10 protein-coding genes and 1 pseudogene are annotated in these 14,023 nt (G+C 69.2%); 2 read left to right on the forward strand and 9 right to left on the reverse strand.

The window, feature by feature from the left end; translation table 11 throughout:
- Nucleotides 1–263 precede the first annotated feature (263 nt).
- From CSW63_RS13530 to CSW63_RS13555, 6 genes are all read right to left on the reverse strand, one after another.
- A complete protein-coding gene (locus CSW63_RS13530) occupies nt 264–3,350 on the reverse strand; it encodes an efflux RND transporter permease subunit (RefSeq protein WP_099503455.1) in 3,087 nt (1,028 codons plus the stop codon).
- A 4-nt stretch (nt 3,351–3,354) separates the two neighbouring features.
- The gene (locus CSW63_RS13535) at nt 3,355–4,254 is read right to left on the reverse strand and encodes a hypothetical protein (protein WP_099503453.1); all 900 of its coding nucleotides are present in this window, start codon (nt 4,252–4,254) and stop codon (nt 3,355–3,357) included.
- The gene (locus tag CSW63_RS13540; protein WP_099503451.1) at nt 4,251–5,630 is read right to left on the reverse strand and encodes a TolC family protein; all 1,380 of its coding nucleotides are present in this window, start codon (nt 5,628–5,630) and stop codon (nt 4,251–4,253) included. Before CSW63_RS13540 ends, CSW63_RS13535 begins: the two co-directional genes overlap by 4 nt.
- 90 nt (nt 5,631–5,720) lie before the next feature.
- Nucleotides 5,721–7,040 carry a HAMP domain-containing sensor histidine kinase gene (locus tag CSW63_RS13545; RefSeq protein WP_099503449.1) on the reverse strand — a complete coding sequence of 440 codons (1,320 nt, stop codon included), beginning with the start codon at nt 7,038–7,040 and terminating at the stop codon, nt 5,721–5,723.
- Nucleotides 7,041–7,718 carry a response regulator transcription factor gene (locus tag CSW63_RS13550; RefSeq protein ID WP_099503447.1) on the reverse strand — a complete coding sequence of 226 codons (678 nt, stop codon included), beginning with the start codon at nt 7,716–7,718 and terminating at the stop codon, nt 7,041–7,043.
- Between the two features lie 27 nt (nt 7,719–7,745).
- Nucleotides 7,746–8,054: a PepSY domain-containing protein gene (locus CSW63_RS13555; protein ID WP_099503445.1), complete on the reverse strand. Its 309-nt coding sequence runs from the start codon at nt 8,052–8,054 to the stop codon at nt 7,746–7,748.
- Between the two features lie 217 nt (nt 8,055–8,271).
- Here CSW63_RS13555 and CSW63_RS23995 point away from each other — a divergent pair.
- Both CSW63_RS23995 and CSW63_RS24000 read left to right on the forward strand, forming a co-directional pair.
- Nucleotides 8,272–9,552, forward strand: a pseudogene (locus CSW63_RS23995) (TonB-dependent receptor); the annotation flags it as partial.
- Between the two features lie 20 nt (nt 9,553–9,572).
- Nucleotides 9,573–10,400 carry an outer membrane beta-barrel family protein gene (locus tag CSW63_RS24000; protein WP_256371364.1) on the forward strand — a complete coding sequence of 276 codons (828 nt, stop codon included), beginning with the start codon at nt 9,573–9,575 and terminating at the stop codon, nt 10,398–10,400.
- Nucleotides 10,401–10,499: 99 nt separating this feature from the next.
- Here CSW63_RS24000 and CSW63_RS13570 read toward each other — a convergent pair whose 3' ends face one another.
- Genes CSW63_RS13570 through CSW63_RS13580 form a run of 3 tightly spaced genes read right to left on the reverse strand, consistent with a single transcriptional unit; the run spans nt 10,500 to nt 14,012 of the window.
- Nucleotides 10,500–11,660 carry a glycosyltransferase gene (locus CSW63_RS13570; RefSeq protein ID WP_256371378.1) on the reverse strand — a complete coding sequence of 387 codons (1,161 nt, stop codon included), beginning with the start codon at nt 11,658–11,660 and terminating at the stop codon, nt 10,500–10,502.
- Nucleotides 11,648–12,814, reverse strand: a complete 1,167-nt coding sequence (locus tag CSW63_RS13575) for a glycosyltransferase family 4 protein (RefSeq protein ID WP_246842019.1) — start codon at nt 12,812–12,814, stop codon at nt 11,648–11,650. Before CSW63_RS13575 ends, CSW63_RS13570 begins: the two co-directional genes overlap by 13 nt.
- On the reverse strand, nt 12,807–14,012 hold the full coding sequence (locus CSW63_RS13580) for a hypothetical protein (RefSeq protein WP_099503436.1): 1,206 nt from the start codon (nt 14,010–14,012) through the stop codon (nt 12,807–12,809). The genes CSW63_RS13575 and CSW63_RS13580 overlap by 8 nt, the downstream gene beginning before the upstream one ends.
- Nucleotides 14,013–14,023: the final 11 nt, after the last annotated feature.

The raw sequence follows: 14,023 nt of genomic DNA on the forward strand, positions 1-14,023 counted from the left end.
CGTTTTCGCCGAGGGGCCGGCGCGGGCCTCACGGCGCGCGGAGGGATCGTTCGTCGCGATTGCTTGGAACCTGTCTGAAGTCGCCCAAGCCGGATGGTCATCACGCTTGAAGACCTCAAACCAGGTCAGAAGGTGCGTGCGACCTTTGTTGATCAGCAGCGTGGATCGCCCTTTTGAACGGCGAATGAGATCCGCTAGCCCGGCGCGCGCTTGGGCTCAGCGCGCGCCGGGTCGCAGCCAGGAGGGAGGAACTGGCTGCGCGGTCAGGCGGGAGCGCCCGACACCGGAGGCCGGCCAAAGCGCCAGATCAGGCTGGGCAGGACGACGAGGCTGGCGATGGTCGAGGTGATCAGACCGCCCAGGATGACAATAGCCATCGGTCCCTGAATCTCGCGGCCTGCCTGCCCGGTCTGGATCGCCAACGGCAGGACGCCGAGGGCGGTGACCAGAGCGGTCATCAGGATCGGCGTCACCCGCTCGCGCGTCGCCCGGGCGATGGCGCCCAGCGACCAGGCCTCGCCCTCGACGAGCACCAGATGGTCCAGGTGCGACACCAGCAGGATGGCGTTACGCGCCGCCACCCCGAACAAGGTCACGAAGCCGACCAGCGAGCCTAGGGACAGGCTAGCGCCTGTCAGAGCTACGGCGACGACCCCGCCGACCAGGGCGAACGGCGCCGAGGCCAGGATCAGGCCAACAGACCGGCCGCTGCGGAAAGTGATCAGCAGCACCGCCACCACGCCGATCACGGCGATGGCGACATTAAACAATAGCTGGCGCTGGGCGTTGGCCGCGCCCTCGGCCGTCCCGGCATAGTCGAGGTAGACGCCGGGCGGCAGCTTCACCGATTTGGCGATGGCGTCCTGCACGGCCTTGGTCACCTTGGCGGCGTCCTTGGGCGCGGGATTGGCCGTCACCACCTGGCGCGGTCGCCCGCCCTCGTGGGCGATGCTGGTGCGGCCGTCGGTCAGCCAGACCTTGGCGATGTCCTTCAGCGCCACGACCTGGCCGCCTTGGGCGCGGATCAGCAGCTCGCCCACGGCCTCGGGGTCCTGGCGAACCTCCGGCGGCGTCGTCACGGCGATGTCGAGCGCGCGGCTCTCTTGGTACACCTGGGCCGCCACCGCGCCCTGATAGGCCGTCTGAATGGCGTCCAGAACCTCGGCCGGGGCGAGGCCATAGCGAGCCAGGCTCGGCAGGTTGAGATCGACGCGGACCACGGGCGTGCTGGGCGGAATCTGGATCTTCACATCGGTCGCGCCAGGGACCTTCTCCATCACCGCGGCGATGTCGGCGGCGGTCTTGTCCAGCGTGTCGAGATCGGCGCCGTAGACGCCGACGGCCAGGGACGCGGTCTCGCCCGACAGGGACTCGCCGATGCGATCGCCTAAGAAGGTCAGCACCTCGGTCTCCAGGCCCGGATAGCTGTCGAGGACCTTGTGGATATCCTCCTGAACACGGTCCTGATCCTTGCCGGAAAGCTTGGGTTTCAGTTCGACGTGGAATTCGCTGCGCTCGGTCCCGAAGGCGTCCTCGCCGCCCGAGGCGCGGCCGATCTGCTGCTCGACACTCTGGACGCCGTCGACGGCCAGGAGGTCACGGGTGATCCCCTCCCCGTACTTGCGCATGACGCCCAGGGAGGTTCCCGGCGGACCGGCGACGCCGAGCACGAAGTGGCCTTCGCGGAAATTGGGCAGCAGCTCGGAATTGAACAGCATGAAGCCGGCGCCGGTGACCGCCGCGGCGGCGATGACCCCGATGACGGCCAGGCCCGGCCGGCCGCTGGCGCGGACCAGGACGCCCTCGTGCCAGACCTTGGCCCGCTCGAGCGCCTTCGGCTCCTCAGGAACATGGGCGTTACCCAGCAACAGCAGGGCCAGCGGCGGGGTGACGACCACGGCCACGGCCAGGGACGCGGCCGTCGCCAGGATGAAGGCCGCCGCGAGGGGCGAGAAGAACGCACCCTGCAGACCGCCCAACATCAGCACCGGCGCCAGCACCAAGGCCACCACGACCGTGGCGTAGATGACTGGCGCGCGCACCTCGAGCGAGGCGCCGAGCACGACCTCCACGGCTGGCGCTTCGCCGCGCCCGCGCAGGCGGCGGACGATGTTCTCGACATCGATGACGGCGTCGTCGACCACCACGCCCAGCGCCACGGCCAGGCCGCCCAGGGTCATGGTGTTGATGGTCCAGCCCAGGGCGTCCAGCACGATCACCGCCGTCAGCAGCGACAGCGGTATCGAGATGAACGAGACCAGCACCGCGCGCAGATTGCGCATGAACAGTAGGAGGACCAGCGCGATCAGCACCGCGCCGATCACCAGATCCTCGGTGATGCCGCCGAGCGCGGCGGAGATGAAGTTGGCCGGCCGGTGCAGGTCGGCGAACACCTTGACGCCTTGGCTGTCGAGGGCCGGCTTCAGCTCTTCCATCGCCGCCTCGACGGCGTGGGTGGCGTCGAGGGTATTGGCCCCGTACTGGCTGGACAGGCTGATCAGCACGCCAGGCTTGCCCATGATCACCGCCTCGCCGACGTCCGGCGCTGGGGCGTCGACCACGTCGGCGACGTCGCTGACACGGACCGGCGCGCCAGCGGCGGAACTCGGGATCGGAGCGGCGCCGATGTCGGCGGGAGTCAGGGCCTGGCCGCGCGCGTCGATAAGGATTCGCTGCTCAGGCGTGTCGATGAAGCCGCCGCCGCTGACGCCGGTCGCCGCCTTGACGGCCGTGACAAGGTCCGACAGCGACAGGTCGCGGGCCGCCAGGTCGTCGGGTCGGGCGCGGACTTCGAAGCGGCGGGCCTCGCCGCCATAGACCGTGGCGCGAGCCACGCCGGCGGCCGCCAGCAGGCGCGGCCGGATCGTCCACTGGACCAGATCGCGAAGTTCCATCGGCGACAAGCGCTCGGAGGTGAAGCCGATCTTCAAGAGGTCCATGGTCGAGGAGGTCAGTGGCGCGACCTTGGGCGCGGCCACGCCCGCCGGCAGGCTGCCGGCGACTTCGCCCAGCGCCTCGGCCACCACCTGGCGGGCCCGGTAAGGATCGGAGCCTTCCTTGAAGACGACACTGACCGAAGACAGGCCCTGCTGGGACTCCGAGCGCACGGTCTCGACGCCCGAGGCGCCGTTGACGGCCTGCTCGACGGGCCGAGTGACCAACTGCTCGACCTGCTGTGCGGTCAAACCGGGCGCCTCGGTCGAGATCTCGGCCTGGGCGGGGACGAACTCGGGGAAGACGTCAAACTTGGCGTGGGTGAGAACCACGCCGCCATAGATCAGCAGCAGGGCCGCGCCGAGCGCGACCAGACGCGGCCTTTCCAGGCACCAACGGACGATGGCGCTGAGCATCGGATCAGTCCTTTGCCTTGGGGGCGTTCTCGGCTGCGAAGATCGCGGCCGCGCCGGACACTGCCACCGGCTCGCCCGCCTTCGCGCCACCGGCGGCGAACAGGCCTTCGGCCTGTGGGACGACGCCGCTCAGGACCCGGCGTTCGAAGTGGGTGGAGTCCTGGCGGACATAGACGAAGACCTTGCCCTGGGCGCGCATCACCGCCGAGCGCGGGGCGAGGACGCCCGTGGTTCCCACCGGTCCGCTCAGCACCGCCGGCGCTGTGAGGCCTGCCGCCAGCCGGCTGGCGGCCGGGCCGCGCACGACTCCGATCAGGCCGCCCGATTGCAGGCGGGTGTCGGCCGTCCGCGCCGAACCGAGTAGGATCACGGCGAGATGCTCACCACCGCTGAGCTCCAGTTGGACGCTCCGGGCCCCTGCCGCACCGGCCGGCGCGTCGATCCGCACCAGGGCCGCGCGACCAGCCGCCAGATCGGCCAGCAACCGCGCCCTGGCGCCGTCGGCCATGAAGGCTGAGCCCCATTCCAGCCCAACCCGACGGCGCAGCAAGGTCAGCTTGGCGGCGTCGGCGTTCGCCTGGGCCTGGGCGGCCTGGGCGGTCTTGACGGAGATGGTGGCGTCGGCAGCCGCCAGGGCCTTGGTCCGCATCGCTTCAGCCGCCGAGGCTCGCACGGCCGCCTGAGCGGCGAGCAGGTCGCTATCGAGGGTCGCGAGCGGCACCGGGTCGAGCACGCGGGCAAAGCCGTTGATCGTCCCGGCGTAGCGCGCCGCCGCCAGCGGAGCGACCGCCACGCCCAGTCGCTTCTGAGTCGCCGCGTCCAGCTCGACACCCGCGAAGGCCTGGCCGGCAAGGGCGGTCGCCATCAGGGCCACCAAGACACTGGTTTTCGCGCCAAGCTTCATTGTCCGTCTCCTAGGGTGCGGGACGTGGTTTCGAGCAGGATGAGTTCGGCCGGGTCGAAGGGCGCGCGCAGGGCGTCCTCCAGATCGATCTCGGCCAAGGCCTGGGCCTTGCGGGCGTCGAGCAGGGTAAGCCGCGTCTCCAGCGCCAGGGCGCGCGCACCCAGGTCGTCGACGCGGTCGGCGGCGCCGGCCGCAAGGCTGCGCGCGGTCGTCGCCGCCAAGGCGTCGGCATTGGGGATGTCACGCGACTGGACTTGGTTCGCGGCGACGCGGGCCGCCGTCGTGGCCGCCTCGGCGGCGTCGACGGCCGTGAGCGCCGCGGCTTGGACGGCTTCCAGCGATCGGCCAGCTTCGGCCCGCTTGGCCTCGGCCTGAGCGATGGCCGCACGGTTCAAGTCCTGTGGCGGTAAGGTCAGGGCCAGGTTGAACGGCAGCTTGGCCACGCCGTGGTCATAGGTGTAGCCGGGTCCGATCCGGACCTCGGGATACTGCTTGGCGATCTCCAGCCGCAGCGCGCCTTCAGCCAGATCGTAGTCGACCACCGCGCGCAAGACGTCGCGCCGGGTCAAGGCGGCGGCCCGCGCGGCGGCCGGAACGTCGAGCGTGTTCGGCATGGTGGTGGCCGGCGCCAGACGCAGGTCGCGCACCGCCAAGACCGGAACGCCCAGCGCTCCGGCCATGGCCGCATCGGCGGCGGCGCGTCGGCTCTGGGCGTCGCTCACCCGGCGGCGGGCCGTCTCCAGCTCGCCACGAGCGGTCAGAGCCAGGCTGCGGTCGTCCTCGCCGGCGGCGACACGGCGGTCCAGGCGATCGGCGCGGGTCTGGCGCACGACCTCGACCTCGCGAGCCTGGGCGACCTCCGCGTCGGCGAAGGCCCGTTCGGTCCGCGCCTTTGCCAGGGCCGTGCGAATGGTCCAGACCGCCTCGCCGTAGTCGTAGAGCGCCTGCAACGCGGCCAGATCGGCGGCGTCGATCCGCGTCTGGCGGCGGCCGCCGATGTCCAGTGGGATGCCAGACGTCGCGCCGTAAAGCCACTGCTTGGGCTCGGACTTTGCGTATTCGGCCGTCAGGGTCAGGCTCGCCGGAGGCGGCACGTGCGAGACCTTGGCCGCCGCCCGCGCCGTCCGGTATTTCGCCGCCGCCTCGGCGACAGCGGGGTTGTTGCGAAGCGCCTCGGCCAGCAGCTCCGCGCCGGTCCAGTCGTGGCCGTCGGCTGGTGCGGACAATTGCGTCGCCGCGCGACGGTCTGGATAGGCGTCCAGCCTCACCGGCGCGGGCGCATAGGCCACACAGGCCGACAAGGTTAGGGCCGCGCCGGCCAGGGCCAAGACCGGCGTCCACTGCCCGGCGGATCTGCAATGCGGAGGGGTGCTCATCCGGATCTCCTCGATCCCTCCGGCTTAGACTGCGGCCCTTGTCGGTCGCATGGCCGGTAGATTGCGAATTCCCAATCTTGCCGCGACAGGTCACCGCAGGAACACGACCTCGGCCCGCAGCCCCGGCTCGGCGTCGCTCAGCCGGACGCTTGCCTCGTGCAGCTTGGCGACGGCGGCGACCAAGGCCAGGCCCAGGCCGCTGCCCGGCGCGGAGCGGCTGCGCTCCAGCCGGTAGAAGCGGTCGAACAGCCGCGCGTGCTCGCCGGTCGGGACGCCGGGGCCGTTGTCGGCGACCCACAGGACCGGCGCCCGGTCGACCAGGTCGATGCCGACTCGCACCTGAGCGCCCTCGCCTGTATGGCGCAGTGCGTTCTCGACCAGATTGACCAACATCTGGGTCAGCAGCTCAGTGTCGCCCTCAATGACGAGGTCTTCGCCGGCCTCCAGCCGCAGGGATCGCCCCCCCTCCTCGGCCGAGGGCGCGAAGGCGTCGACGACGGTGGCGGCCAGATCGCGCAGCCGCACCTGCCGAAACGCCGCGCGCCGCGCGCCGCCCTCGATCTGCGCGATGCGCAGCAGGGCCGCGAAGGTCTCCAGGATGGAGTCGAGATCGCTCAGGGCCCCGTCTATGGCCTCGGCTTGCTCGGCCGGCGCGCTCTGGGCCGCCTCCAGCCGCTGGCGCAGGCGTGTCAGGGGGGTCCGCAGGTCGTGGGCCACGTCGTTGGAAACCTGGCGCAAGCTCTCCATCAGGGCGCCAATGCGGTCGAGCATGCGGTTAAAGGTATGGGCCAGGCGATCGATGTCGTCGCTGGATCCTCGCGCCGGCACCCGCCGGGTGAGATCCCCGTCAATGATCGCCTCGGCCGTGCCCGAGATCGCCGAGAGCCGCCGATGGACGTCGCGGCTGAAGGCCAGCCCGCCCACGACGCCCAGGATCACCACCCCGATCAGGGCGCCGGCAAACCCCTGCAGCACGACGGTGTCCAGCGCCTCGATGCGCTCTTCGTCGTCGCCGACGATCAGGTGATAGCCGCCGGGCAGCGGCGTGGTGAGCACACGGACCGGCTCGACCTCGCCATCGCGCTGAGGGGCAGCCAGGGTCGCCCAGCCCGGCTTGGCCGCCGAGCTTGGAAAGCGCCCGGCCAGCGGTCGGCCGTCAGGTCCGATCAGGCCATAGTCCAGCGCGCCAGGCGTACGGTCGCGCTCGCGCACCGCCTGGACGACGCCGTCCAGGCCCTCGGTGGCGAACTCCTGGGTCAGGGCGGCGGCTTCCGCGCGGATGCGGGCGTCGAACTGCTCCGACAGGGCCGCACGGGTGCTGTAGAGGGTCAGCGCGCCCAGCAGCACCACCGAGAGCGCGAACCCCAGGGTGTAGAGAACGGCCAGGCGCAGGCTGGTTGAGCGCAGCACCTAGTCGGGCTCGCGCAGACAATAGCCGGCGCCGCGCACCGTGTGGATCAGTTCCTGCGGCTGGCCCCGATCGACCTTGCCGCGCAGCCGGCTCATGTGGGTCTCGACGATGTTGGTCTTGGGGTCGAAGTGGAACTCCCAGATGCTCTCCAGCAGCATGGTGCGGGTGACGACCCGGCCTGCATTGCGCATCAGATATTCCAGGAGCTGGAACTCGCGCGGCTGCAGGTCGATGCGCTGCCCGCCCCGGGTGACCGATCGCTTCAGCAGGTCCAGACGCAGGTCGGCCACCTGCAGGGCCGAGACCATCTCCTGAGGCGGCGGCCGACGCGCCAAGGCGTTCACCCGGGCCAGGAACTCGGCGAAAGCGAACGGCTTGACCAGATAGTCGTCGCCGCCCGCTTCCAGCCCCTCGACGCGGTCGTCGATGCCGCCCAGCGCGGTCAGCAGCAGGACGGGCGTCTTGACGCCCGCCGAGCGGATGGTGCGCAGGATGGCCAGGCCGTCGAGCTGGGGCAGCATGCGATCGAGCACGATGACGTCATAGGGTTCGCCGGCGGCCAGCATCAGGCCCTCGCGACCCGTGGCCGCGTGGTCCATGGTGTGCCCGGCTTCCGACAAGGCGCGCCGCAGATAGGCCGCCGCTTCCTTGTCGTCCTCGACCAGCAATATCTTCATGCCGTCATCGTGCTCCCGGAGGACCGCTTAGTCCTTGTCGTTGTCGAGGCCGTTCTCGAGGATCTTGCCGTCGGCGGCGTCGATACCGACTTCGTACTTCTTGCCGTCGGTTCCGACGAGGTCGAACGTGTAGCGCAGGCCGCTGCCGCCCTTTTCCTTTTCCAGCTCGCGATCCTTGATCGTGCCCGGACGCGCCTTCAGGGCGATGGCCTCGGCCTGCTGCATCGAAACCTTGGCCGACTTGGCCAGCTCGTGACCGGTGAAGGTCTTGGCCGTTTCAGCCAGGACCGGCGTGGCGGCGGCGATCAGGGCCGCGACGATGATCAGCTTCTTCATGGGCGACTTCCTTTTCAAGAGGACCCTTCAAGGATCCGACTGACCCCCACGATGCGCCGGCCCGCATTCGTCCACGATGGCCACGACATTACCGATTCCCAATCGCGCGGTGTCGAGGTTGGGAATTATCAATCTCGTCGTCATGGGCCGGGAAGACGCCGCCGACGATACCCGCTGCAGTTTGGCTGGGCGGGACATTTCAATGCGCAAGACTCTGATGGCGGCCCTGGCGGCCAGCGGCGCCCCCGGCGCGATCGCCCTGGCCCAGCAGACAGTTCCTGCGCCCACGGCGGTCGAGGGCGTGGTGATCACCGCCCAGAAGCCGGCGCAAGCAACCTCCATCGACCGGCGGACCTATTCGGTCGCCCATGACCTGCAGGCCAGCGCCGGCTCGGTCGGCGACGTGTTGCGCAACCTGCCCTCCGTCGAGGTCGACGTGCTGGGCAACCTCTCCCTGCGCGGCGACAGCAACGTTCAGGTGCTGATCGACGGCAAGCCCTCGACCATGATGTCGGCGGCCAATCGCGGGGCCATCCTGCAGCAGATGCCAGCCGACAGCATCGAGTCGATCGAGGTGATCACCAACCCCTCGGCCCAGTTCAAGCCGGACGGCGCGTCGGGCATCATCAACATCGTCACCAAGAAAAATCGCCGTCCTGGGCGCTCTGGTACGGCGCAGGCGAGCCTGGGCACGGAAGGTCGCTACAATCTCGGCGCCACCGCCGCCTACAAGTCTGGGGCCCTCAACCTCTTCGGCTCGGCCTCACTGCGCCACGAGACCCGCAAGCGCACCACCACTGACCACCGCGTGCGCCGCGACGCCGTCGCCGGCGGCGCGGCCGCCAGCGACCAGACGGTGGTCAGCGACCAGCAGCGCGATTCCAAGATCGTCTCGGCCGGCTTCGACTACGATCTCGACGCCAAGAGCCGGATCAGCGGCTCGGCAAGCTACAACCGGCGCGCTGAAACCCTGACGATCGGCGAACGCAATCGGGCGGCGGATCCCGGCGGGACGGTGCTGAAGGACTACGACCGGCAGGGCCAGGGACGCGGCCACGAGACCAGCACCCAGCTCTCCGCCGGCTATCGCCGCACCCTGGCGAACGACGGCGAGTTCACGCTCGACCTGCAGCGCGGCGAGACCAAGGAAGACCGCCGCCGCACCTATCTCAGCCGCTTCCGCGCGCCCCCCGCGGCAGATCTTCGCGAAGAGTTGATCCCGCGCGCCGACGAGATCACCACCGAACTGTCGGCCGAGTATTCGGGCGCCCTCCCCGGTAGGGCCAAGCTGAAGCTCGGCTATGATTTGCAGCGCGACAACGACGACTACGACAACTACGGCGGAACGATCGTCGGCGCCCTGCATGTCGTCGATCCGTCCCAAACCAACCGCTTCCTCTACAAGCGCACCGTCCACGCTCTCTACGGGACCTATGAGCGACCTCTGGGCGACTGGACGCTGCTGGCAGGCCTTCGGCTAGAAGAGACGCTGATCGACACCAACCAGCTGCGAGCGCCTTGCAGAACAGCACCGACTACTTCCGCGCCTATCCTACCCTGCACCTGGAGAAGGACCTGGGCGAGGATCGCAAGCTTCGCCTCAGCTATAGCAAGCGCGTGGCCCGTCCCGAGCCCGAGGATCTCAATCCCTACTTCGTGGTCATCGACGCCTTCAGCGCCCGGGCCGGCAATCCCAACCTGATGCCCCAGGAGACCCATGCGTTCGAAATCGGCTACGAGACCCGGACGCACGGCGCGACCTTGGCGGCGACGGCCTATGCTCGCCGTAGCCTGAACGGCATGACCGACGTCAGCCGCTACATCAGCCCGACCGTTTTGCTGACCACCAAGGAGAACCTGGGCAAGGCCACATCGGGCGGCGTGGAGCTGTCGGCCAGCGGCAAGATCGCCAGCGCCGTGAGCTACAACCTCAGCACCAACGTCTTCTACAATCAGATCGACGCGGCCAACCTGGGGTTTGCCGCAAAGCGCTCGGCCATCGGCTATACCGGCAAGGCCAGCCTCGACTACGCCGCCACGGCCAAGGACTTCTTCCAGGTCAGCGCCAGCTACAGCGGCAAGCGCCTGACCGCTCAGGGCCGCCGCCTGCCCAGCAGCAGCGTCAATCTCGGCTATCGGCGCAAGCTGACGAGCGATCTGTCGGCCGTGGTCACGGTCTCAGACCTCCTTAACCGGCAGCGCGACCGCACGGTGATCGACACCCCTACCCTTTCCGACCAGTTCGAGCGCCGCCAGCTAGGTCGCACGGCCTTCGTCAGCCTGTCGTGGAAGTTCGGGGCCGGCGGCAAGGCCAAGGATCCTGGCTTCGACTACGGCGCGCCTTAGTTCCGACCCGAACACTTCCCTGGTCTTCTCTGGAGGGAGCGCCGCATTCATCGGCCCTCCCGATACAGAACCGAGCGGCTGCGCGCCGCGACATCGAGCTTACGACGCCACCTCCAACGCGTTCGGCACGTGCCGCCGTGAAACGCGCCGGAGCTTTGACATGACCTGTAGATAGTCTCGGGAAGCGCCCTCGATCGTGAAGCGGTGGGCTTGCGCGAGGGTCTGCGCCAGATCTTGGCAGAACGGCCGCGCTCTGGCGATTGCTCCTGCCAGCGCCCGCTCGTCGCCCACCGGGACGAGTGCGCCCATCCCGCCGTGACCCAGCAAGGTCGCCATGCTGCGGCTGCAGTCGGTGGCGACGATGGCCAGGCCGGCGGCGAGCCCTTCGAGGATGACGGCGGGCACGCCCTCGTAGTCCGAGGATAGGAGCAGGACATCGAACGACGGCAAAAGGTATGCCGGCTCAGGCAGATATCCCCGGAACTTCACCTGCGCGCCAAGGCCACGGTCTTCCACGAGACCTTCGAGCATCGCCCGCTGCGGCCCATCGCCGATCACCGTCAGCGTGTCGCCTCCCCGCGCGCCGCGCGCGAAGGCCCGGAGCATCAGGCCAATGTTCTTCTGCGGCGTCAGCCGGCCTATACTGACGAAACGCCGACCAGCGCCCAGGCCCGGCCGCGCGCCTGTCATACCCCCCGTCCGCAAGGCTTCGATCAGCGGCCTGGACAAGGCGGGATCGGGGATGATGGTGATCCGACCTTCCGAGACGCCGAGGCCGACGCGGATCTCTTCAGCCATCGGCGCTTCCATACCGATGAAGTGATCCAGGCAATGCCCCTGGATCTTGAGCCACAGGCGATAGAAGACGCAAAACCAGGCCGGCATGTCCTGGCGGTCGAGGTCGTTGCTCACCTTCAGCAGGATGGGTGGGCAGCGCCGCCCCAGCAAGACCTTCAGGGCCACCGCCACGATGGCGTAGGTGTTGCCCGCGCAGAACAGGATGTCAGGGCGTAGCCGTCGAACGACCCCAGGAAGCGTCCAGATCATCCAGAGCGTTTCCATCCTCGCCGTCCAAGGACGGGTCCGATGGGGCGAGACGAAGTCTAGGCCTGCCCCGACGTCGCCGCGCATGTCCCCATCGGTTCTCCCCATGAAGAGCGGCGCATCGACACCCATGGCGCGCCACTGCCGCACCAGGCGCAGGGCAATCCGCTCGACGCCGCCAGGCTCGAAGCTGTGCAGGAAGGTCAGGACGCGCAGGGACGGCCTCCGGGATTCGGCAGCGGTCGCGAGGCGCGGTCTGGCGCCCGCCCCGTCTCGGCGATGAAGCCCGGCAGCCGCTGGTAGATCGCCGCGCCGGTGCGGTCGAAGGCGTCTTGCCCGAAGCGTTCCAGCACGCGCGTGCGGGCCGCCGCGCCCATCTGGGCCAGGCGCTCGGGGCGCGACAAGAGGCGGCCCAACGCTTCGGCCAGCGCCCAAGGATCTCCCGGCGGCACGGTTAGGCCGGTCACGCCGTTCTCGATACTGTAGGGCAGCTCGCCAACGCTGGAGGCGATGACTGGAAGCCCCGCCTGCATGGCTTCGTGGGCGGCGATGCAAAGCCCTTCGGACCGTGATGGCTGCAAGTAGAGGTGCAGGTCGGCCAGGAACTCGAGGGGTCGTTCGTTAAAGCCGGTGAACTCGATGAAAGTCAGGCCATGGCGCTCGGCGCGCTCTTCCAGAGCCGCGCGCGCCCTGCCCTCGCCCGCGATACGGACCCGGATCGCGGCCGGGAAACAGCAGCCCTGGGTCTGGAGCCGTAGCAACGCCTCGATCAGGATGTCGTAGCCCTTCACCGGATGCAGCCGCCCCAGGGATCCCAGCTCCAGGGTCTGTCCAGGGCGCCAGGGATAGGCCCGGTACATGTCGGGATTGGCGGCAAAGAGCGGCCAGGCGACCAGGCGCGACGGCGGGACCTCTAGGCGCTCGGCGGTCAGGTCCGTGACGCTGTGGGAGTCGCCGACCCAGAGCCGCGAACGCGCCTGTCTCAGGCGCAGCAGCAGAAGGTTGGCCAGCTTCAGCTTCGCGGCATGCTGCCAGCTGACCACCGGCACGCCAAGACGTTCGCCGACGATCTGTCCCAGCAGCGTGGCCCGGGTCAGGGAGGTCCAGATCACGTCGGGCCGCCAGTCGCGAAGGCGCGCGTCAAGCCAGGCCAGGGTCTTGCGGTGGTCCTTCTCCCCGCCCTGCCGCACGTGGACAGTAAGGCCTGCCGCTTCCATGGCCGCCACCGCCCGCCCATCGCGACGGGTCAGGGCAAAGACCTCCAGGCGAGCGCCCTGGGCGATCAGGGCGCGCGCCACGGCGGGGACCGGCAGGGCGGCGCCGCCGCCCTCGACCGAGTTGATCACATAGGCGATGCGCAGCTCAGCCATGGGCCCGCTCCGCCTCGACAAGCGCCGCCGCCGACCAGTCCAGGGCCGCCAGGCGCGCCACGGCGCGCGCGGCGCGGACGGCCGAAGGCTCCTCGGTGAGATCGAAGCTCTCGGCGAACATCGCCTGCTGAACAGGCCGCCACCGCGCCTCGTGCTCGGCGCGGGCCGAGGCCAGAGCCTCGCCCAGTTGATCGGGCGTCTCGATGACCGGACCGGCCCGCCAGTGGCCGTAGTTGGGATCGTCCCGCCAGGCCTGGCGATGGGTGTTGAGGAAGACGCAAGGGCGTGGGCGCAGCAGAAACTCGTAGACCTGACTGGAAACGTCCCCGAGATAGATGTCGGCGCGCTGGGTATAGACCATGGTCGTTGAGGCTCGGCTGCCCAGGTCGATATGGATGTTGGGCGCGCGCAGATAGCGCTCCTCGATCCGGCCGGCGCGGTCGAGCCGCAGCTTATCGATGGTCACCACGAACGGCCGCTCGAACAGCATCACGTGCGGCGCAAAGATCAGATGGTAGTCATCGCGCGCGGCGAACCAGTCCAGCACCTGCCGGCCCGCCTCGTACCAGGACGACAGGTGCGGCGAGACATGCGGATTATAGAGCACCACCGGCCGCCCGTCGTCGAGCAGCGGATGGGTCGGCCGACCTCGCGCCAACAGATCGAACTTCGGATATCCAACGACGGAAATCCTGTCGGGCTCGACCCCGGCCTCGGCGACCAGGCGGTCGCGGATTTTTCGGCCGGACACCAGCACGTGGTCGAAGCCGGCGCTGGCCTTGTCGAAACCGATGGCGCGGTCGCCGGCCCCGTGCCGGGTATGGATGATCTTCAGGTGGTCGAGGCCGTAGCGGGTCTTGAGGATCAGCGAGGTCTTCTCGGCGACCACCAGCATGTCCAGCGCGCGGAAGAAGTCGAGATTGTCGCTGTAGACCAGGAGCTTGGTCGCCGGCAGCACCGCTTCGGCGGCGGCGGCCAGGACCTGCGACGACCTCCGCTTTAGACCCAGCTCCACCAGGTTGATGCCGTGGCCGATAAGCCCGCCGCCCAGGCGGACCACTTCGGCGGTCATACGCCGGTTGGTGGTCGCCACCACGATCTCCAATCCAAGATCCGCCCGCGCCAGCGCCAGGGCGATGGGCAGGCTGTGGGCCACTTGATGGATCTGGTCGTGATTGAAGAGAAAGCCGATGCGCATGGCCAAACGAC

Source organism: Caulobacter sp. FWC26 (genome assembly GCF_002742645.2).
GTDB lineage: Bacteria > Pseudomonadota > Alphaproteobacteria > Caulobacterales > Caulobacteraceae > Caulobacter.

Bases quoted from the DNA above. Each gene is read 5' to 3' on its own strand.
- CSW63_RS13580 (WP_099503436.1), bottom strand. From the start codon at position 14,012: ATGCGCATCGGCTTTCTCTTCAATCACGACCAGATCCATCAAGTGGCC.
- CSW63_RS13535 (WP_099503453.1), bottom strand. From the start codon at position 4,254: ATGAAGCTTGGCGCGAAAACCAGTGTCTTGGTGGCCCTGATGGCGACC.
- CSW63_RS13550 (WP_099503447.1), bottom strand. From the start codon at position 7,718: ATGAAGATATTGCTGGTCGAGGACGACAAGGAAGCGGCGGCCTATCTG.
- CSW63_RS13575 (WP_246842019.1), bottom strand. From the start codon at position 12,814: ATGGCTGAGCTGCGCATCGCCTATGTGATCAACTCGGTCGAGGGCGGC.
- CSW63_RS13540 (WP_099503451.1), bottom strand. From the start codon at position 5,630: ATGAGCACCCCTCCGCATTGCAGATCCGCCGGGCAGTGGACGCCGGTC.
- CSW63_RS13555 (WP_099503445.1), bottom strand. From the start codon at position 8,054: ATGAAGAAGCTGATCATCGTCGCGGCCCTGATCGCCGCCGCCACGCCG.
- CSW63_RS13530 (WP_099503455.1), bottom strand. From the start codon at position 3,350: ATGCTCAGCGCCATCGTCCGTTGGTGCCTGGAAAGGCCGCGTCTGGTC.